The sequence below is a fragment of the Anaerobacillus sp. 63XJN7_4_ISO-PGPR-S23-413 genome, from assembly GCF_056173725.1.
The window spans coordinates 1,984,026-2,003,377 of the sequence record NZ_CM149688.1 but is presented as its reverse complement, the minus strand read 5'-3'; the positions used below and the strand labels follow the sequence as shown (position 1 = coordinate 2,003,377).

Genomic DNA, 19,352 nt, shown 5'->3' with positions numbered 1-19,352 from the left:
AACCATCTAATTAACGTATTGCCCTATTTTTCATTAAAGAAAACATGTTCAATGTGGAGAGGTTTATTTCGTTCAATAGTAAGTTTTCCGAATGAATATCGAGCTTGTCTCCGCTTATCAGTAGGTGATCCAGGGTTAAAAATGACCTTCCCATCATATTCTTTATGAAGAGGTATATGGGAGTGACCAAAGAGAATTAATTCGACATCATCATCTTGAAATTGAGAAACGGCTCTTTGTTCTGTTGTTTTACCTTTACCGTGACCATGCGTAATGCCGATTCGATGAGATTCTAAATTCAATATGAGTTTTTCATTAAACTTATTATTAAAAAAAGCTTCGTCGACGTTTCCATAAACTCCTTTAATAGGCGCAAATGACTTTAATTCTTCGTAAACTGCCTGTGTTTGCCAATCACCTACATGAATAATGAGTTCTGCATGGTACAGCTCATTTTTTAGTGCTTTGGGAAGCTCTTTCGCCATCCGTGGCATATGTGTATCTGAAACGATAACGACGTTCATTAGTATTCATTCCTTTCATTTAATAGCGCTAGGGGGGCTACTTTTGCAGCATACGGTGAAGTCAGGTGAAACATTATCTTCTATTAGTGGGGATTACCGAGTTCCAGTCACTGAAATCATAAGGGCAAATTCCATACAAAACCCTAATCTTATCTATCCAGGCCAGCTTATCCAAATCCCTGGATACCCTGACCCTGCAACACTTCCATATACCAATTATGTATCTCTTACACAGCGAACGCTTACACTTCAAAAAAATGGATCTACTGTAAAGGTATACCCTGTTGGTGTGGGGCGTATGCTTCACGATACGCCAACTGGACAATTTATTATCATTAACAAAGCTCCAAACCCCGGCGGACCATTCGGTACGATGTGGATGAGTATTTCTAAAATACATTATGGTATACACGGGACAAATGATCCTTCCTCTATTGGGAAATATGTATCGAAAGGATGCATACGAATGTATAACCGAGATGTCGAAGAACTTGCAAATACGATTCCAATTGGAACGGCCGTTTCAATTGGTCCTTAATTTGGATTATTGCAAAACAAAAACGCCGTCTACAAACGGCGCTTTTGTTCATTTCATTCATCGTTTCAGTCTTCTTTATAAAAGTCATAAAGTAACCGACCCGCATTCGCAATAGCATCTCTTCCGTACCGGTTTTCTAGCAATCCAGCTGTTAAAAAAGCATAGATAACCGGACCTCTTGATGTAAATAAAATACCCGCGTCATGCTCCACTCCTGCAAGTTCACCAGTTTTATGAGCAAGCGTGTTTTTCTTTAGGGTAGAAATCTTACTTGTAAACTTATCCTTAAATTGCTGCTGAAGCAAAACGTCTATCGCCCATTTCATAGATGAGTTTGATAGAAGGTGTTGTTCAACTAGTTGATTTAATAGTAAATAAGTATCTTTTCCACTCATCATATTATCTTTTCCAGCTTTGACGGCTTCTCGGTCCATCATTTTCCTCATTAGCTTTGAATGAAAGGCCCCCGCTCCTTTCATAGTATGATTAATATTCGCTATGCCGACTAAATCAATTAACTGATTTGTAGCTGTATTATCAGAAGAAATAATCATCAGATGAATCAGATCAGTCAGTCTCCATTCGAGTTCTTTACCTAGATGGTAGATCACACCAGCGCCTTCGACTCGATTGACATCTTCAATCTCTACTACTTGATCTAATGTGAGCGCACTTCTATCCACTTGTCTTAAAGCTTCCAGCATAATAGCAATTTTAATAATACTAGCTGATGATACAGGCTGATCCTCATGATGAGTTAATTCTCCATCAGGCGTTGATACATACACGGATTGGTTTCCTTCAAGACCCTGGAAACATGCTATAATTTTCTCTTTTACTTGTTCAAACTGCATTAATTCGTCTCCCAGTAGCGGCAAACGCCACAAAGTTCTTCCTCATAGAGCGTACCTTTAAGAGGGGTAATTTCTATAAAGCGTCCAGTGCTAGGAGAATGAATCATTTTTCCTCCACCGTAATATATGCCTACATGATGCACAGATCCCTTTCCGTGCTCATAAGCAAAAAAGAGAAGATCACCTCTTTGCCAGTCACCTTCTTCTACTAGCGTTCCACTCTTTAACTGATCATGGGCATCTCGCGGAATCGTACAGCCAATAGTTCTAGCCATATTGTAACTAAATCCAGAGCAGTCATATCCATAAGATGACATACCTCCCCATAAATAGAGGAGACCAATAAATTGTTCAGCTTCGCGAACAAGGTCTAAGCCTGTTCCAAATGGGCCATTTGTTGGACGAGTCGTAACGTCTTCTTTGTTCAAAATCACCTCTCCATGTGGAGTCCAGACAAGGTAAGTTCGTTCACGCTCTTCTAAAACAGGAAGGATCGTTTGATAACTTAATCGCATTTCACTTTTTCCATTTTGAGTTGTAAATTGAACACCATGCTTATTTGTAGCTACAACTTCAGTAAATACTCCTGGTACATTTTCAGAAAGTTGGATCGTTGGAATCCATCCAGGATAGCCTCTTTCATCTTTTGAAGAGGGTTGTGAAGGGACGAGTACATAAGACCAATTTCCTCGCTGATCTAAAACTAAGACCTCTTCCCCGTACAAAACTTGGGATTGAACGTGGTTATTATCGCACAGTTCCAATCTATTCGAATAAGACAATGGTTCCAACCATTCTGTTAATTTCACTGGATTGGTTAGAGCATTATGATCAATTGTCCTTGCCTTCTCCGGAGTTGTCCATAACGTTGCTACGGCTACGGCAATTGTTTTTTTAGTCCATTCCAACTGTAATCCCACCCTTTTCTACATAGTGAATTCCTAAACCATAATCTTCAGTAAACGTCATCATATTTTTAGTATATTGAACCCCGCCATTCACAAGATCGTAATCAAGCATCAGTGGCGCATCGAAATCAAACCTCGTTATATTTCGTTGGCTAGCAGCAAGGTGTGCGGCGGCAGTTATACCGACTCGTGATTCAATCATACTTCCTACCATACACTCCATTCCAGCACTCTCCGCTAACGCGTTAATCTTTAATGCTTGATGGATACCGCCAGACTTCATTAATTTAATATTAATAAGGTCACTTGCTCGGGTGATGATTACTTTAAGTGCGTCCTCAGGTGAAAACACGCTTTCATCTGCCATAATTGGGGTGTAGACAGCATCAGTCACTTTTCTTAGACCTTCAATATCTTTCGCATGAACGGGCTGTTCAACTAATTCGATGTTAAGACCTTCATCCTCCATTTTTCGAATGGCATAAATTGCTTCCTTAGCTGTCCACCCCTGATTGGCGTCAAGACGAATAACGGCATCGTTTTGAACGCGCTTTCTAATTTCTTTGATTCGACTTAAGTCGTTTTGAATGGTGTCTTTGCCTACCTTTACTTTCAAAATTGAAAACCCATCTTTTATGTATTGAACAGCGTCAGTTGCCATCTCTACAGGTTCGTTTACACTAACGGTGTAGTCTGTTTCCAGGGCATTCCGATATCCTCCAAGAAATTGATAAAGAGGGAGTTGACTTCGCTTAGCCAATAGATCATAAATAGCCATATCAACTGCTGCCTTTGCGCTCGTATTTCCAATCATTGATTTCTGTAGAGTGTACATGACGGATTCATATTCCGTTAAATCCATTCCAACCAATTTCGGCTTCACGACATGTTGAATGGCCGAATCAATACTAGCAAGACTTTCACCAGTAATGACGACTGTTGGAGGTGCTTCTCCATAACCGACGTATTCCCCAGCTGTTATTTTTACAATGATCGCTTCGGCATTTGTCACTGTACGAAGCGCCGTTTTAAAAGGTTTCTTTAACGGAACGGATACAGAAAACGTTTCAATATTAGTAATCTTCATAGATATCTCCTTTAAAATATTCATAGTTTCATCATATGTAATGCCTAGTGTTACGAGATAGATAGTCTCAAGTGTGTGATGCATAGCTCAAGCTAATTCTATCAATGATGCGTGTAAAACTATAGCCCTTTTGCCAATATCGTATAATGACAGAAAAAAAAGAGCCTGGTTTTCGTATCACCAGGCTCAACTGTATTACTTCATATCTGCCCATTTCAATTCCATATAGCCAACAGGATGACGTACAATTCCCGTCACATCTTCATTCTGAAGATAAACCTGATTGTAGAAATGAATCGGGAAGATTGGCATCTCTTCGAACAAGAGTGCTTCAGCATCATGCATGTATTCAAATCGTTTAGCTTCATCTGTTTCTTCTTTCGCCTGTGCAATTAAGGAATCGTATTCTTCATTACTCCAGCCAGTACGATTCATAGAGTGCCCAGATTGGAAACTTTCAAGGAAGTTGATTGGATCAGCATAATCTGCAAGGAAAGAACTCCTTGAGAACTGTAAGTTTAATTGCTTTTGTTCATCAGAGAATACGTTCCATTCCTGATTGGCAAGCTCTACATCAACACCAAGAACTTCTTTGTACATTTGTTGAAGAGTTTCAGCAATCTTTTTGTGATCATCACTCGTGTTATACGTTAATGTTACGGCAGGAAGCTCATCATAACCTTCTTCTTCCATGCCTTTTTCTAGTAGTTCTTTTGCTTGATCAGCATCATTGGTTACAAGATCACCGCCAACCTCTCTGAAGTCGCCGCCTGCTGCATCTTCAAACCCATACGCCACAAAGCCATTTGCTGGCTTCTCTTCATTTTTTGTAACAAATTCCACGATTTTCTGCTGATCGACTGCCATAGCAAATGCTTTTCTAATATTTTCATTTTGGAATGGCTCCATTTCAAGATTAAAGCGATAGAAGTATGTTCCTGACTGATCTTCAACCTGAGCTTGTCCATCACTGAAAAGCTCTTCACTTAAGTCAGCTGGTACATCAGAAGTATGAAGTTCACCAGTTTTGTACATTTGATATTCTGTATTCGTGTCATCAACCATAGCCCAATCTACTTTATCGAGCTTTACATTTGCAGCATCCCAATAATTTTCATTCTTACTAAATTCGAATTTTGAATCATGTTCCCATTTCGTTAGTTTAAAAGGACCATTACTTACATACGAATCAGCTTCTGTATGCCATTCCGGATTTTCTTCTACTGTTGCTTTATGAACAGGGAAGAAAGCTGGGTTTGAAATAACACTAGGGAAATAGGCTACTGGACTTTCAAGAGTTACCTCAAGTGTTGTTTCGTCCACAGCTTTTACCAACATATCTTCTTCTGATCCATCTCCAGTGTTAAATGCCTCTGCGCCTTCAATAAAATAAGCAAGAAAAGCTGCAGGTGAAGCCGTATCAGGATTCGCTAGACGCTTCCAAGCATATTCAAAATCTTCCGCTGTAACAGGCTCTCCGTTAGACCACTTGGCATCTTCACGAAGGTGGAAAGTATATGTTTTGCCATCTTCTGAAAGATCCCACTCTTTAGCAGCGGCAGGCTGTGGCTGATCTTCCTTATCTAGACGCGTCATACCTTCCATTAAATTGTTTAAAGCGTTCCACGAAACGCTATCAAAACCAATTGGTGGATCAAATGATGTTGGTTCACTTCCATTGTTTAACTTCAGTACTTTCGCTCCATCCTCTTGCTTTGCATCATCATTTCCTGAATTTGATTCTGATGAACTATTTTCCGTAGTTGTACAACCAACGATGCTAATAAGTAGCACTAGAGAAAGTAGCATTGTAATAATCTTCTTCAAAAAAATTCCCCCTTAGTATTTGTATCAGTGAAAACTCATCGAGATGAGGATTTACTTACGTAGTTTAGGATCAAGTGCATCTTGCAAACCGTCACCGAGAACATTAAAAGCAAACATCGTTAATGAAATAAAGAATGCTGGAAAAAACAGCCTCCACCAGTGCCCTGATAAAATAACCGATAATCCATCATTTGCCATTACGCCCCAACTCGCTACGGGTGCTTGTACACCTAGTCCTAAGAAACTTAAGAAGGCTTCGGCAAAGATAGCTGTAGGAACGGTTAAAGTCATTTGAACGATGATCGGCCCCATCGTATTAGGAAGGAGATTCTTTCGAATAACGCGACTTGCGCTTGCTCCAAACGTACGAGATGCGAGAACATGCTCTGCGTTCTTTAACTGAAGAACCTGTCCTCGAACAATTCGTGCCATTCCGACCCACCCTGTTACAGTTAACGCAATAATAATCGTAAAGAGCCCAGGACCCATGACGACCATCAAAAGAATAACCATTAGGAGATATGGAAGACCGTACAAAATTTCAATGATTCTCATCATGAAATTATCCGTTCTTCCACCTTTATATCCTGAAAACCCTCCATAAGCTACTCCAATAACAAAATCGATAATCGCTGCCATAAATCCAACAAACAATGAAATTCTAGCTCCATTCCACGTTCGTGTGAACATATCTCGACCAAGGTTATCTGTTCCAAACCAGTGCTCAGAAGATGGAGGTAAGTTCCCTTCGGTCAAAACCTGATGATCGTAAGAATATGGTGTTAGCAACGGACCAAATATGGCCATTAAGACAAGCAATACTAACATGATAAGACCAGCCATAGACAACTTGTTCCCAGACAACCTCATCCATGCATCTTTCCAATAAGAAATACTTGGCTTTGCAATCATCTCTGCATTATTAGAGGAATCTTTTAACGGAAGAAAGAGGTCTTCTGATAGCTCTTGTTTCGTATCTTTTCGCTCCGGTATCATGCTATTCCCCCCTCTTATGCAGCTTAATTCTCGGATCTAGTATCCCGTAAGCAATATCTACAATAAAGAGCATCATAATGAGGAAGGCACTATAAAAGACTGTTGTTCCCATAATGACAGGATAATCACGATCATTTATACCGTTGATAAAATATTTACCCATGCCAGGAATGGCAAAGATTTTTTCGATAACAAAACTCCCAGTTAATACTCCAGCAACAAGTGTTCCAAGAATAGTAATAACCGGCAGTAAAGCATTTCTCATAGCATGCTTCATAACAATTTGGAATGTTGTCATCCCTTTTGCCCGAGCAGTCATGATGTAATCTTGATTGAGAACTTCGATCATACTTGATCTAGTAAGGCGCGCTATGATGGCCATTGGCCCAGTTGCAAGCGCAATAGAAGGTAGGATCATATGCATTGGCGAGGCCCAAGTAGCCACCGGGAAAACTTCCCAGTTCACAGCTAGCTGTTGAATAAGTAAAGTCGCCATAATAAAGTTCGGTACTGAAATGCCAAAGACCGCAAAAGTCATCGCTATGTAATCAATTGCACCATTGTGACGAAGGGCAGCCATAATGCCTAGAATAATACCTGAAATAATCGCAATCAAAAGCGACGTAACCCCAAGTTCTGCCGAGACTGGAAATCCTCTACCAATCATTTCATTAACCGACGTAGATGATTGTTTAATAGAAGGCCCAAAATCAAGTGTTGCAAGTGATTTAATGTAAATGGCATATTGAATAAAAACTGGTTCATCCAAATGATAGTGCGCTTCAAGGTTTTGCTGCACCGCTTCACTGGTGTTTCTTTCCTGGTTAAATGGTGACCCTGGTACCGCATGCATTAAGAAGAACGTAATGGTTACGATAATCCACAATGTAATCACCATGGCGAAGAGACGATTGATAATATATTTCGCCACAGGCATCCCTACTTTCTAGCTAAATGTTGTTCTTGATGCTAATTCAGTCATCACAAGCATAGCTTGATAGACTTCAAGCATATTTTTCGCTTGATATTTAACTGTCGTTTCTTTTTCAATCTCAACACCAGGCATAAGGCTCGCCCACTCGGCATGTCCATGATTCGCAAATTCAATGCGAAATACAGGCTCGCGAGGAGGAACTAAAGGTTCGACATTGTGTCTATTAAGCATTGCCTTTTCTGTTTGTTGACGTAACACTTGCCCTGTTTTTTGTGGTGATAACAAAAGAGCGGAAGATCGAGAAATCGTTTCTTTTACAACAGCTGTTGTTATGTTTGGGATAAGCTCTTCGGCTTCTAGTGCAGCTCTGTCATCGCCTGCAACGAACAAAATCGGAACACCAAAGTATCCGGCAACGTATGCATTCATCCCTAGCTCTCCTACAACTTGATCATTTATGTAGAAATTTCTCACATTGTGGAACATGGAATGAGACATTACGCCCGGCATACCGGCGCGTGCATGATAACCGATCATCCCCATACCTTCATATGTACTGTCTAACCCCTGAACCATAGAAAAAGGCTTCACATCTCCTGAAATGAGCCTTGCTTCGGGATGAAGCTTCTCAATAAGTAAGTTGTTCATTTTTGAGTGACTATCATTTACCGTCACAGCTGAGCATCCACTTCCAAAGGCGGCTTCGATTACGTGATTGGCTTCCTGCGTCATCATTTCCTGACCACGCATATAATTCTGTTTATTCGAATCCACAAACGTCTCATCTACAAGACCGGTTACGCCTTCCATATCTACCGATAAATAAAACTTCACAAATGTTCTCCTTTCTCTCTAGATTCGTAACTTTCTGAATAATTATACCACTATTTACTTCATTTCTCAAAATATTCTAAGGAGATCGCGAAGTTTTATTTCATTCTGCAAATGCTCCTCAATGTTCGTAGAGTTCACAAAAAGGGGGATCCTAAAAATATATTTACAATATATAAAAACCACACCAGTATATTGATAACCGAGTTACTTCAGATGGACAAATCGTGAAATCACATAACGCTTCAAAGGCCAAAACATATATTAAATCATAAAAAAAGAGAGCTTAGAGGCAAAATGCCATTTCAAGCTCTGTAAATTTTGTTATTTTATTAAAGCTCCAACAACCATTGACGGTGATTGCTAATGAAAACGCAAATTATAGTTACTTGTCGTTCAACTACATTTTCTCTACTTATATTATACCGCTAATTTCCAGGTAATTATAGACTACTATTTTTATACTTGCTGCTCTATACTATTTTATACAAATCAAAAAAGAGAGGTGTATTAAAATGAATGACAAAAAAGATGTCTTAGATCATGGACCTTTCTTTCATGGTACGAAAGCAGAACTAAAAATTGGAGATCTATTAGTACCGCAACACTTATCAAATTACCAAAACAAAAAAGCGAACTATATTTATTTCACTGCTACATTAAATGCCGCTAAATGGGGGGCTGAATTAGCAATATCTACATCAAAAGAAAGAATATATATTGTAGAGCCATTAGGTGAATTTGAAAATGATCCAAACGTAACTGACAAAAAGTTTCCCGGAAACCCTACACGTTCTTATAGATCGAAATCGCCCTTAAAAATAGTAGCTGAATTAAGTTCATGGGAAAGACATTCCGATGAAGAAATAAATCATATGCTTGCATCTATAAAAAGGTTACATGAACAAGGGAAATTTGTCATATATGATTAATCTTCTAAATCTCTCAAATCATAAATTGAAAGAAAAACTAGGTATCTCAATACTAGCGATGCCTGGTTTTGAACAAAAAGTTCTATTGTGTATCTAAACTTGCAGCCTCTCTTATTGCATGCAGATAAGCTCCGAGTTTCTGGAAGGCAGTTATTATGAATAACTATCTTCCTTCTTGCTGTAAATTTCATAAGCAAAATATCCTAATAACATACCTATACCAGGTCCCCAAGTAATTGCAGAAAGAAAGGAAAAGGTGCTAAACATGCTGAGAAGTATAGCAACAGCCAAACCAAACATCATTCCGAATGGTATTAAGCTATCTAATATAGTTTGAGCACTTCTTGTTTTTTTCTTACCTAGAGTTCCTTGCTTAGACTTATGTTTCATTCTTAGAATTACAAATACTCCAATCCCACCCACTATTGCAACTGGCAGTATAATATGCGCAATTTCCAAAGATAAATCCATATTATAAAACCTACTTTCTTTCGCTTATTATGTAGATTAATTTTCAACATAGTTTATCCCGTTAAACTGTCCTCTTAATCAACTTAAACAAAAAGGAGCGTAATCCTTTTTAGATTAACGCTCTTTTTTGTAGAATACTTCAAATCAAGATATTTTTCTTTAGTTTTAGCAACCGTTCGTGAAAATACCTAGTAGAAGATTACTCATATATCTATTCCAAAAAAATTAAATAGTTCTGAAATGATTTCATCACTTCCTGGTGTAAACATAAATATTGAGAACGCAATACTTATGACCCCTATCAATACCAAGGCATTTCTTTTATTCCCAAATAGCCCCTTAACAACTAAAAATATTCCTACAAATAATATTAAGAAATACCAAAACCCCATAACCTCACCCCTTAATAGAATAACGTTTCGTCAAATATTACACCAGCTTGCTAACCGATAACCACTGTGTAGCTATCCCTCCGAGATAGTTCAAGACTCGATTTCAAGATACCTACCTTATAAGAGGCCTTATCCTCCCATTATTATCGATAAATAATTTATAAAAGCAAACCACCCAAAGGAAGCTAAGTTTAATGTAAGCACCGTAATTGACAGATAAAGATGATAGCACGAATTTTGTCTAAATCGTATTAGGGAAAATATTGACCCCAGAATACTTACTACAAATATCAATCCCAATAAAACATTCATTCCATTGGACTGCCTGATTCCTAAACTAGCAAGTACATTAATTAAGTAAAGCAGGTTAACAATTATTGATATAGTTAATAATACTTTCTTCATACTACCTCCTTAACTAAATAGTTCTAGTGATTGTTTAATGCGGTTACCTCACACAAATCCAATTATTTCAAATGGAATCCAGGGTATCAATTCTTTTTCACTAAAAGAGACTTATTTTACTGCAGATAAGTTCCGAAATTGTTTACTTAGAATTCTCTTCGAATCGAGACGTATTCTCATATAACGTTTTCACGTGAATCTGTTTCCCTACTTCTTCAAATAACTTTCACACTGCTTGTCAGTTTCAATTTTCGCTTCAGTAATTTATATTTGAGTAAAGTCTCTTTATGAGACCTCGCTTACTTATTTGTTACCGAGTTGTTCTGCCAAACCAATTAGAAGTCCTTCGATTCCACGAATGTAGCAGAGCCGATACGAGTCCTCGTATTGAACCATTTTGCCAACGAGCTGAGCGCCATACATAGTAAGTCTGGATACCATTTCGTCAATGTCTTCAACGGTGAACATTAGGCGTTGATAACCGAGTGTATTTACAGGATGAGTCCGATGATCTGATATAGTTGGTGGGGTGATAAATCGCGAAAGTTCAAGTCGGCTGTGACCATCTGGGGTAACCATCATAGCAATCTCTACGCACTGAAAACCCAATCCAGTTACCCGACCAGCCCATTCACCTTCGACAGTGGCTCGTCCTTCGAGGTTCAAGCCAATCTCCTCGAAGAATGAAATTGCGTCATCAAGAGATTCTACAACGATGCCGACATTGTCCATTCTTAGCAATTTGTTTATTGCCATAATTAGATCACTCCTTATTAATTTTAATCAGAACTATCGACTAGTAGCACTTGAACTCAGGTGAATTTATATTAATTTATAACGTTTTTAGTCTTCCAGATAAGCTTCTAGATTATGGAACACCTCAAAAACTGATTTATTTTTCAAATTCGATGTTTGGTAGGAGCGTAACATTATCTTGTTTGTTTAAAATATTTATTACATCTTTTACCGAACCTTCATCCAATTGGTATGTTAGGATATCTTCTGGTACAAGACTTTGAATGAACCCTTCTCCATCTTCAGTAATCCATAATTGAAATGCTTTATTATTGCTTTCTTCAATAATAAGATCATTGGTCAATACTGGAGGTGTTTTAATAACCTTTTGATCATCAAGTTCTTTTGCATTGTTGGTGGCACCAACGAATACATCTACTTCTTTTTTCTCTTTAAACGCTACTTCTTCTGATTGTTTTTCATTTCCAATCCAAAAGCTTACTTCTACTCTTTCAACATTTTCTAATTCGTTTGTTGAACAGGCGCTTAGAGATATTGAAAGTATAATCATAATCAATATGTTTCTTTTCATTATTTGTCCTCCCAGTTATTCTACAATCCTCCCTAAAGCCTACATAGACTTACAATTTATTTAGCAAACGCTCCGATTTATTTTAATAAGAGACTTAAGAAAAATAGATATTCACTGCTACTAACCCTATTACTGAAAAACTATAAATCGACCAAACAATTCTTCTATTGCCTCTGGGAATTTCTTTGTTTCTTAACGCTCGCAGTTGTTTATAAGTCATAAGTACAAACACAAACATCGAGACTAAAAGTAGTTCATTCATTTCTTCACCTCTATATATTCTTCCACATCCTGCCTGGACCTGTATATAGCGATTACTTTTTATTCGGTAAGCGGTCCGAGATACTGGAAGATGGTATATTTCGTACAAAAACTTATGATACACTTAGATTAAGTAAGTTCAATATCTAACATTTCTTTTTTCTTTGAATGGAAAGATTAGAGGAGTTTGACTGGGAAATTCTAAAAAAAAAGGTGGAATTTTATGCTTTGGCTTATGTTAATAGTAATATTTCTGCCTTTTATAGCAAGACGAATAGAAAGGCATTTTCAACGATTAAAAAAAGAAAAAAATGAAATGAAGGATATCTTCAGTGATTGAGAGAAAATGATATCCCCACTTAATTAACCTATTGCTTTAGTTAACAAGCAAAATATACCACAGTAGAACTTCCATAAACTGGAAGTTCTACTTTTGTGAAGTATCAACATTAAACTTTAACATAGCCATTTAATTAAAAAGAAGCCTATCTTATTACAGATAAACTCCGAGTTTATTTAATTATTTTTATCCAAAAGTAGTAGTAAATAGCTGCTTCCTAAAAGAAGAAATGCAATTTGAGTTACAGCGTAAACTGTTAACTCAACTGGTTTCAGCTTCCTTTCCCGTTTGATTTTCTTAAAATGAAAATAATAATAAATTGCACATATGAGCAACACAACTCCTGATACTTGAAATATAATCTCTAATAAACCAATCACAAATATCACCTCTAGTAAATTTCCCAATTGTTGTTTAAACAGATACTACCCTCTTAAAAATTCTTGCTCTACTCGTCAATACCAATTATTTCAAAACGATTCTATTAAATCCATATTTCATTTACAATAAGGAGCCTATCTTATTACAGATAAGCTCAGAGATAATTGATCAATTGGTTCTCTATGAATTAATAACTAATTTCGACTTACTTTTCTTAAAGTTATAATTATTGTTAATTGATACACTGTAAATGAAACCCCAATCAAGGCTATAAATATTAATGATAACTGTGAACTGGCGATACTATTACTATTAAGCAACAAAAAAGATACTCCGATCCAAAAAAATATTAACCTTATTATTCTATTTGTTATGTTTGATTTGAACATTTTACACTTCCTTCAAATTAACACTCCAGCCCTAAACCTACATAAGAGCACTTCCGTATTGTTAAGCAAAATTTCCGAAATAATTGAGCAAATTCCCTATAAGATAATTATCAAAATGCAATTCTAATCAAGGATGGGTAATCAGCCTCACTTAAGAAGTACGTAAATATAGTAAAGCTGATAATCAAAGTTCCAATAATGATTACAATGACACAAAGAAACAGACGGCTACTATGTTTAACTGAAACAACCCGAAAATTATACTTGAAAATCCGAGCATTAAACAAATGGTTGCAACAATCACATTGTTCATTTTGGATAACAACGCGCTAAAAAGAGAAGAAAGAATACAATTTGCAATCCTAGACCATAAATGGGTAGATTACGAGACATTTAAATATACCCCCAAACGCTAACCTTCTAAGCGAATGCACTTTAGTTAATCAAACTAAAGAAAATTTTACAGAATAGCAGCAAAAAGTCTTTGATATCCAAAAGGTAAAACTACTGCTACGAAAGTACCTATAGAAATTGATATCGCCATAATAAGACTATATTTTCGTTTTGATATCTCATTTCTATTTAAGGCTATATTTAAAGCCTTAATTATCGATTGAACAGTTATGTATATGATCACTGCCGAAAAGAAACTCATCAAAAAAACTTCCATACTTCTCCTCCTTTCCAATTATCGATCAGAAGAAAAATCCCCAATAACTTCCTTGCTGTTTTTATCATATTATCCTCGATACATACATTCCCAAAAAATGTTTCAACTTCAGCTGTTATCTTGAATTCAAGTCTTCAAGAATCACTGATCTTAACTTGAATACCTTCTTTAATCCAACTTCAATATTAACATAAATAACCAATTAAAAACTTCTTTCAATTCACTCCCAAATCCGCACTCGTATCAGGTATGCACTTTTGCTTGGAGGTTTTTCAACCTGTGAATTGAAAAGTGAATTAGACTTCGAGACCCTAAAAAAACGTTAGCAGACCAAAAAAGCCACACCTGAAGTGCAGGAGTGGCTTTAGGTTTGATTACATAAATTTTTTGGTGAGTGAATCTCTCAAAACTCATTAATACATAGCAGGGTTTCCTACTATTCCATTTTCTCTGAGAGCTCAGACCAACGTTCAATTTTTTCTTCTAATTCCAACGTAAGAGCCTGTTCTTCTTTATAAAGCTCATCTACTTTTGCAAAATCACTTCCTGATTCTGCTATTTCAACTTTAACGTCTTCAATGCGCTGTTCAATTTTCTCAATAGTGTCCTGAATCGTTTCCCATTCTTTCTTTTCTTTGTAAGAGAGTTTCACTTGCTTTGGTTTCTCGATTGCATCATCTGTTTTTGGAGTTGATTGCTTTTTCTCCATAGCTTCAAGCTCTTTTTCTTTTTTCAATACATCAAGATAATCGGAATAGGAACCATAATAGTGGTCAATCTTTCCGTCACCATCGAAAACGAAAAGCTGCTCTGCCATCTTATCCAAGAAATAACGATCGTGGGAAACGGTAATAACAGCTCCAGGGAATTCGGCAAGATAATCTTCTAACACAGCAAGTGTCTGAACGTCTAAATCATTCGTAGGCTCATCTAGGAAAAGAACGTTAGGCTCTTCCATTAAGATACGAAGCAAATATAATCTTCTTTTCTCTCCACCAGATAATCGGGATATGTATGTCCATTGCATATCAGGTGAAAATAGAAATCGCTCAAGCATTTGGGATGCTGATACGGTTCCGCCCTTACGGAGGCGAACTTCCTCTCCACCTTCACGAATGTATTCAATTACTCTAAGCGATTCATCTAACCCCTCATTTTGTTGAGTGTAGAAACCTGGTTTAACTGTTACACCAATATCAACGTGACCTGAATCAGGAGCGATTCGACCAGCAAGCATATTAAGTAGCGTCGTTTTGCCAGAACCATTCGGTCCAATAATGCCAATTCGGTCTTGTGGGAGAACAAGATAGTTAAATTGGTCTGTTAACGTTCGACCATTGATCACTTTTGATATATCCGTAGCTTCAATTACTTTCTTACCTAGACGACTCGCACCTAATGCCATATCGACATTTCCTTCTGTCGTTCGTCCTGGTTCTTCCTTCATTTTCTCGATTCTTTGCTTACGTGCTTTTTGTTTTGTTGTTCTAGCTTTCGCTCCCTTTTTTAACCACTCTAGCTCACTTTTTAGTAATTTATTATGTTTATCTTCTTCTTTCGCCTCACGTTCTTCACGCATCGCTTTCTGTTCAAGAAATGTAGCGTAATTCCCTTCATATTCAAACAATCGTCCTTTATCCAGTTCAAAAATGCGGTTTGTTACACGATTAAGAAAATACCGGTCATGCGTAACAAGCAATAGAGTTCCAGAGTAATTGGCCAGGTATTGTTCTAACCATTCAACAGTTGCATTATCGATATGGTTAGTAGGCTCATCGAGAATCAATAAGTCTGCTGGATTTATAAATGCTTTCGCTAGCGCAACACGTTTTTGTTGACCACCTGATAATTCATTCACCATTGCGTCAAACTGAGTAAGCCCGAGCTTTGTTAGAATCGTTTTAGCTTGGGTACTAAAATCCCACGCTTGAAGATGATCCATTTCTTCCTGTGCCTGAATGAGCTTCTCTTGTGTCGCTTCTTTCTCAGGAAAGTTCATTACGTTCTGCAGCGCTTCTTCATATTTTCTTACCGTATTAAATAACGGCACATCACTATCAAAAACCGTCTCAAGGATTGTTTTTTCCTCAACAAATACCGGGTCCTGAGGCAAGTACTCTACATGGAACTGATTCGCATGGTGCAGTGTACCGCTATCCATCGACTCGATGCCCGCAAGAATTTTAAGCAAAGAGGATTTCCCTGTGCCGTTTACTCCAATTAAACCGATTCTCTGCTTTTCTTCGAGTGAAAAAGATATCCCATCAAATAGGGTTTTCTCTCCATATGATTTGGTGATTAATTCAGCCTGTAATAAGCTCATGATACTCATCCTTTTCTCTCTTTAGTCTGCTTCCTATTTTAACTGTTTTAGAGAAAGAAGGGAACTGATCTACTAATAAGATAAAGAAAAGAAGCTCCGCTAAGAGCTCCTTTTTATTAAGCATTCTTTTTTTGTTGCTTATTTTTCTTATGCTTTTTATTGTTATTTTGTTCAGCTGCTAGCTCGCTTGCGAATTCGGTATCATGCTTATGAGTTTGTTTTGGGTTTTTCATGCACTCACCTCCCTACTCTTTAAGGTGAGCTATTTTTAAAATTATATACTAATACGGTAATTGAAATTTAATTATGTTTTTTTGAAAAGAGCTGATCTACATCAGCCCTGCTCCTCCTCTTTCATAATGTTTTCAATCGGTTCTCGTTTATTAAATCCACCTAGATCTGAATGATAAAAGGATACTTCCTCTTCTCCGTCTTTCCAGCACAGTAACACTTCTTTTCCATTGATTATTGCAGGAAAATCAATTAATCCTTCATCTACATTCTTGATTTCTACTCCAAGAGTCATGATATTGTTAATAAACGTTTGTGCTTCTAACTCCATAAATTCCATCCGCGCCTCTTTTTTGAAAAGGATATCTTCGTCAACTTTTGTTTTGTGACGATAAAGAAGCGTTTTCTTATGCTGTTCAATCTGATCGTAATGTTCGCTAAATTGAATTTTCAGGCGCTTAAGTCCGGCAAGCTCTCTCCTTAACACTGGCAACAAACGATTCGCTTCTTCTAAAGTAAAATACTTTTTTTCCATGTTTCTCCTCCTGGTTCGTCTTTACTACTACTTCTTTACCCTTACCCACTTTCTTTAACCATTATTCGACGAATTTTTACAATCGGAGCAATGCTCTTCAAAGAGAGTTGAAATTCGGATATGATAGAGGATGTAAGGGGAACCATTTCATAAAGGAGGAATTTCTTTGGCTAAAGTTACTGTACCAGATTACGGAACGTTTGAAGTAGAAGAAGGAACTAAGTTAGCACTTGCTCTTGAAGATAACGGGGTACATGTTCTTCATCGCTGCGGGGGGAACGCAAAATGCACCACCTGCCGTGTAGAAGTGGTGGATGGAGAATTTGGAGAACTAACTGAAATTGAAGAGGAAGCGTTTAAGAAAAAAGGCGTGGAAGAAAAACTCCGCCTCTCCTGTCAGGTTCGTGTTAACGGCAACTGCGAAGTGAAGCCTGCGATGACTGTTGAAAGCTCTGGCCTTGATGCTGGACCTAGACCTGCTGAATAAGCAAAAACAAAGACGAGCTTACCTAGCTCGTCTTTATTAAAATAGTGTTGTCAGTGACTGATAATTTAGCTTATCTTCCTGAAGCTTTGCTAAACTATTCTCAAGATGGTTTGTAATAACGTTATGAAGACTTTCCTCATCGTTCGCCTCTAGTAGTTGAATCACTTTATTATGTTCGACAGTATCATTCTCATCATTACCACTAAAAACATCATACAGCACCATATAAATGGTGATTTGATTTAAAATTTGCTCCATAAAATCAATCAAATAACGATTTCCACTCGCTTTAGCCATCACAAGGTGAAACGCCTTATTTTGTTCATGATATAAGAGAATGTTCCCTTCTTTAAACGCCTTTCCCATCTCCTCAGTCTGATATTTTAACCGCTCGATATCAGAAGCTTCCATTTTTGCGTACCCTTCACGGATCGCCATGTCCTCTAAAACTTTTCTCAATTCAAAAGCCTGAATCATTTCATCAATCGTCGGTTGAACGATAAATGCTCCTTTATTCGGAACGACAGTCACAAGACCCTCTGCTTCCAGTTTCGTAATAGCACTTCGAATCGGCGTCCTACTAGCATTGACTTTAGCAGCAATAGCACTTTCAAACAGCTGATTCCCAGGAGCGATTTGTCTCGTTAATATCGCATTTTTTATTAGTTGATACACTTTTTGTTCAACTGTTTCTTTACGCATGTCTTAAGACCCGCCCATACTCTATTTTCCATTATTTTAACATAAAAAAAAGGGAGTCACATTTCTTTCGAACAATATTGTTGAACAATCTTGTCCAGTTTCAACCACTATGATATATTATCCTACGTATTGAGGAACAGAACGGAGTGATGACATGAACAATACTGGAAAAGAAATAACGTTAATTATTATCGGATCGTTATTCTTTGCGCTTGGTGTGAACTGGTTTGCAATTCCAAACGAACTAGGTGAAGGCGGCGTAACTGGCATATCGATGACGCTTTATTATATTCTTGATTGGTCACCAGGGATTACAAACTTTGTTATGAACGCTGTGCTTTTAGCCATTGGATATAAGGTACTGAATAAACGAGTAACCTGGTATACGATGCTTGCGATCTTCTTTAGCTCATTATTTATACAATTAACTGAAGGAATGGGTCAGCCGCTTGATATTATGCTCGGAACCGTCTTTGCAGGTGTTTTCATCGGGATTGGTCTCGGTCTCGTTCTCCGCTCAGGTGGTACTACTGGTGGATCTACAATTGTTGCCCGTATGCTTAACCAAAGCTTTGGGTGGAGCGTAAGTACATCGATGTTTGTTTTTGATATTCTCGTTGTACTCGGCTCTTCCGTCGTCATCGGGATCGAAAATACGATGTATACCGGAATTTCCATCTATATTAGCACAAAAATATTGGACTATTTAATTGACGGATTTGATACGCGTAAAGCCGTAACGATTATTTCTCAAAGTACTGTTGCCATTGCAGAGAAAGTAAGTGAAGAAATGGACCGAGGCGTAACGGTTATTAATGCTCGCGGACATTATTCAAATGAATCAAAAGACATCTTATACGTTGTCATTAATAAACAGGAGCTTTTCCTTCTTAAAAAGATGATTCAAAAAGTCGATGATAAAGCTTTTGTCGTTGTGCATGACGTGAGAGATGTTTTTGGAGAAGGATTTACATTTCCTAAAACATAAAAGCAAAAATCCCCCTAGT

20 protein-coding genes are annotated in these 19,352 nt (G+C 37.5%); 4 read left to right on the top strand and 16 right to left on the bottom strand.

The window, feature by feature from the left end; all coding sequences use genetic code 11:
- Nucleotides 1–23 precede the first annotated feature (23 nt).
- Nucleotides 24–524, bottom strand: coding sequence for a metallophosphoesterase family protein (locus AC0VYO_RS10865; protein ID WP_430246350.1), 501 nt, complete (start codon nucleotides 522–524; stop codon nucleotides 24–26).
- Nucleotides 525–567: 43 nt separating this feature from the next.
- Between AC0VYO_RS10865 and AC0VYO_RS10860 the strand changes: the two genes are divergently transcribed.
- The gene (locus AC0VYO_RS10860) at nucleotides 568–1,062 is read left to right on the top strand and encodes a L,D-transpeptidase family protein (RefSeq protein WP_475368978.1); all 495 of its coding nucleotides are present in this window, start codon (nucleotides 568–570) and stop codon (nucleotides 1,060–1,062) included.
- 65 nt (nucleotides 1,063–1,127) lie between these two features.
- On the opposite strand, the gene AC0VYO_RS10855 is transcribed toward AC0VYO_RS10860, so the two are convergent.
- The 7 genes from AC0VYO_RS10855 to AC0VYO_RS10825 form a co-directional block, all read right to left on the bottom strand.
- Entirely contained in the window at nucleotides 1,128–1,916 is a 789-nt protein-coding gene (locus tag AC0VYO_RS10855) for a serine hydrolase (RefSeq protein ID WP_475368977.1), read from the bottom strand.
- On the bottom strand, nucleotides 1,916–2,824 hold the full coding sequence (locus AC0VYO_RS10850) for a C40 family peptidase (protein ID WP_475368976.1): 909 nt from the start codon (nucleotides 2,822–2,824) through the stop codon (nucleotides 1,916–1,918). Before AC0VYO_RS10850 ends, AC0VYO_RS10855 begins: the two co-directional genes overlap by 1 nt.
- On the bottom strand, nucleotides 2,811–3,911 hold the full coding sequence (locus AC0VYO_RS10845) for a dipeptide epimerase (protein ID WP_404682100.1): 1,101 nt from the start codon (nucleotides 3,909–3,911) through the stop codon (nucleotides 2,811–2,813). Before AC0VYO_RS10845 ends, AC0VYO_RS10850 begins: the two co-directional genes overlap by 14 nt.
- A 195-nt stretch (nucleotides 3,912–4,106) precedes the next feature.
- Nucleotides 4,107–5,738, bottom strand: coding sequence for a peptide ABC transporter substrate-binding protein (locus tag AC0VYO_RS10840; protein ID WP_475367357.1), 1,632 nt, complete (start codon nucleotides 5,736–5,738; stop codon nucleotides 4,107–4,109).
- Nucleotides 5,739–5,789: 51 nt separating this feature from the next.
- Nucleotides 5,790–6,734 carry an ABC transporter permease gene (locus AC0VYO_RS10835; RefSeq protein ID WP_430246340.1) on the bottom strand — a complete coding sequence of 315 codons (945 nt, stop codon included), beginning with the start codon at nucleotides 6,732–6,734 and terminating at the stop codon, nucleotides 5,790–5,792.
- Between the two features lies 1 nt (nucleotide 6,735).
- Nucleotides 6,736–7,665, bottom strand: a complete 930-nt coding sequence (locus AC0VYO_RS10830; protein WP_430246338.1) for an ABC transporter permease — start codon at nucleotides 7,663–7,665, stop codon at nucleotides 6,736–6,738.
- Between the two features lie 15 nt (nucleotides 7,666–7,680).
- Complete coding sequence (locus AC0VYO_RS10825) at nucleotides 7,681–8,502, bottom strand: M55 family metallopeptidase (protein WP_430246335.1); 822 nt, start codon at nucleotides 8,500–8,502, stop codon at nucleotides 7,681–7,683.
- 512 nt (nucleotides 8,503–9,014) lie between these two features.
- On the opposite strand from AC0VYO_RS10825, the gene arr reads away from it, so the two are divergent.
- Nucleotides 9,015–9,431: an NAD(+)--rifampin ADP-ribosyltransferase gene (gene arr / locus AC0VYO_RS10820; protein WP_475367356.1), complete on the top strand. Its 417-nt coding sequence runs from the start codon at nucleotides 9,015–9,017 to the stop codon at nucleotides 9,429–9,431.
- A 153-nt stretch (nucleotides 9,432–9,584) separates the two neighbouring features.
- Here the strand turns inward: arr and AC0VYO_RS10815 are convergent, their stop codons facing one another.
- The 7 genes from AC0VYO_RS10815 to AC0VYO_RS10785 form a co-directional block, all read right to left on the bottom strand.
- Complete coding sequence (locus AC0VYO_RS10815) at nucleotides 9,585–9,902, bottom strand: hypothetical protein (RefSeq protein WP_475368975.1); 318 nt, start codon at nucleotides 9,900–9,902, stop codon at nucleotides 9,585–9,587.
- 203 nt (nucleotides 9,903–10,105) lie between these two features.
- Entirely contained in the window at nucleotides 10,106–10,294 is a 189-nt protein-coding gene (locus tag AC0VYO_RS10810; protein WP_475367354.1) for a hypothetical protein, read from the bottom strand.
- Nucleotides 10,295–11,002: 708 nt separating this feature from the next.
- Complete coding sequence (locus AC0VYO_RS10805) at nucleotides 11,003–11,455, bottom strand: VOC family protein (RefSeq protein WP_475367353.1); 453 nt, start codon at nucleotides 11,453–11,455, stop codon at nucleotides 11,003–11,005.
- A 136-nt stretch (nucleotides 11,456–11,591) separates the two neighbouring features.
- On the bottom strand, nucleotides 11,592–12,026 hold the full coding sequence (locus tag AC0VYO_RS10800) for a YhfM domain-containing protein (protein ID WP_475367352.1): 435 nt from the start codon (nucleotides 12,024–12,026) through the stop codon (nucleotides 11,592–11,594).
- A 1,831-nt stretch (nucleotides 12,027–13,857) separates the two neighbouring features.
- Nucleotides 13,858–14,067 carry a hypothetical protein gene (locus AC0VYO_RS10795; RefSeq protein ID WP_475368974.1) on the bottom strand — a complete coding sequence of 70 codons (210 nt, stop codon included), beginning with the start codon at nucleotides 14,065–14,067 and terminating at the stop codon, nucleotides 13,858–13,860.
- 436 nt (nucleotides 14,068–14,503) lie between these two features.
- Nucleotides 14,504–16,390, bottom strand: a complete 1,887-nt coding sequence (locus AC0VYO_RS10790; protein WP_475367351.1) for an ABC-F family ATP-binding cassette domain-containing protein — start codon at nucleotides 16,388–16,390, stop codon at nucleotides 14,504–14,506.
- Nucleotides 16,391–16,724: 334 nt separating this feature from the next.
- A complete protein-coding gene (locus tag AC0VYO_RS10785) occupies nucleotides 16,725–17,156 on the bottom strand; it encodes a DUF2203 family protein (protein WP_475367350.1) in 432 nt (143 codons plus the stop codon).
- Nucleotides 17,157–17,322: 166 nt separating this feature from the next.
- Here AC0VYO_RS10785 and AC0VYO_RS10780 point away from each other — a divergent pair, with 166 nt between their 5' ends.
- Entirely contained in the window at nucleotides 17,323–17,643 is a 321-nt protein-coding gene (locus AC0VYO_RS10780) for a 2Fe-2S iron-sulfur cluster-binding protein (protein ID WP_475367349.1), read from the top strand.
- A gap of 36 nt (nucleotides 17,644–17,679) precedes the next feature.
- Here AC0VYO_RS10780 and AC0VYO_RS10775 read toward each other — a convergent pair whose 3' ends face one another.
- Nucleotides 17,680–18,345 (bottom strand): GntR family transcriptional regulator, encoded by a 666-nt coding sequence (locus AC0VYO_RS10775; protein WP_475368973.1) that lies wholly within the window; start codon nucleotides 18,343–18,345, stop codon nucleotides 17,680–17,682.
- A gap of 154 nt (nucleotides 18,346–18,499) precedes the next feature.
- Between AC0VYO_RS10775 and AC0VYO_RS10770 the strand changes: the two genes are divergently transcribed.
- Nucleotides 18,500–19,333, top strand: coding sequence for a YitT family protein (locus AC0VYO_RS10770; protein ID WP_194221581.1), 834 nt, complete (start codon nucleotides 18,500–18,502; stop codon nucleotides 19,331–19,333).
- Nucleotides 19,334–19,352 lie beyond the last annotated feature (19 nt).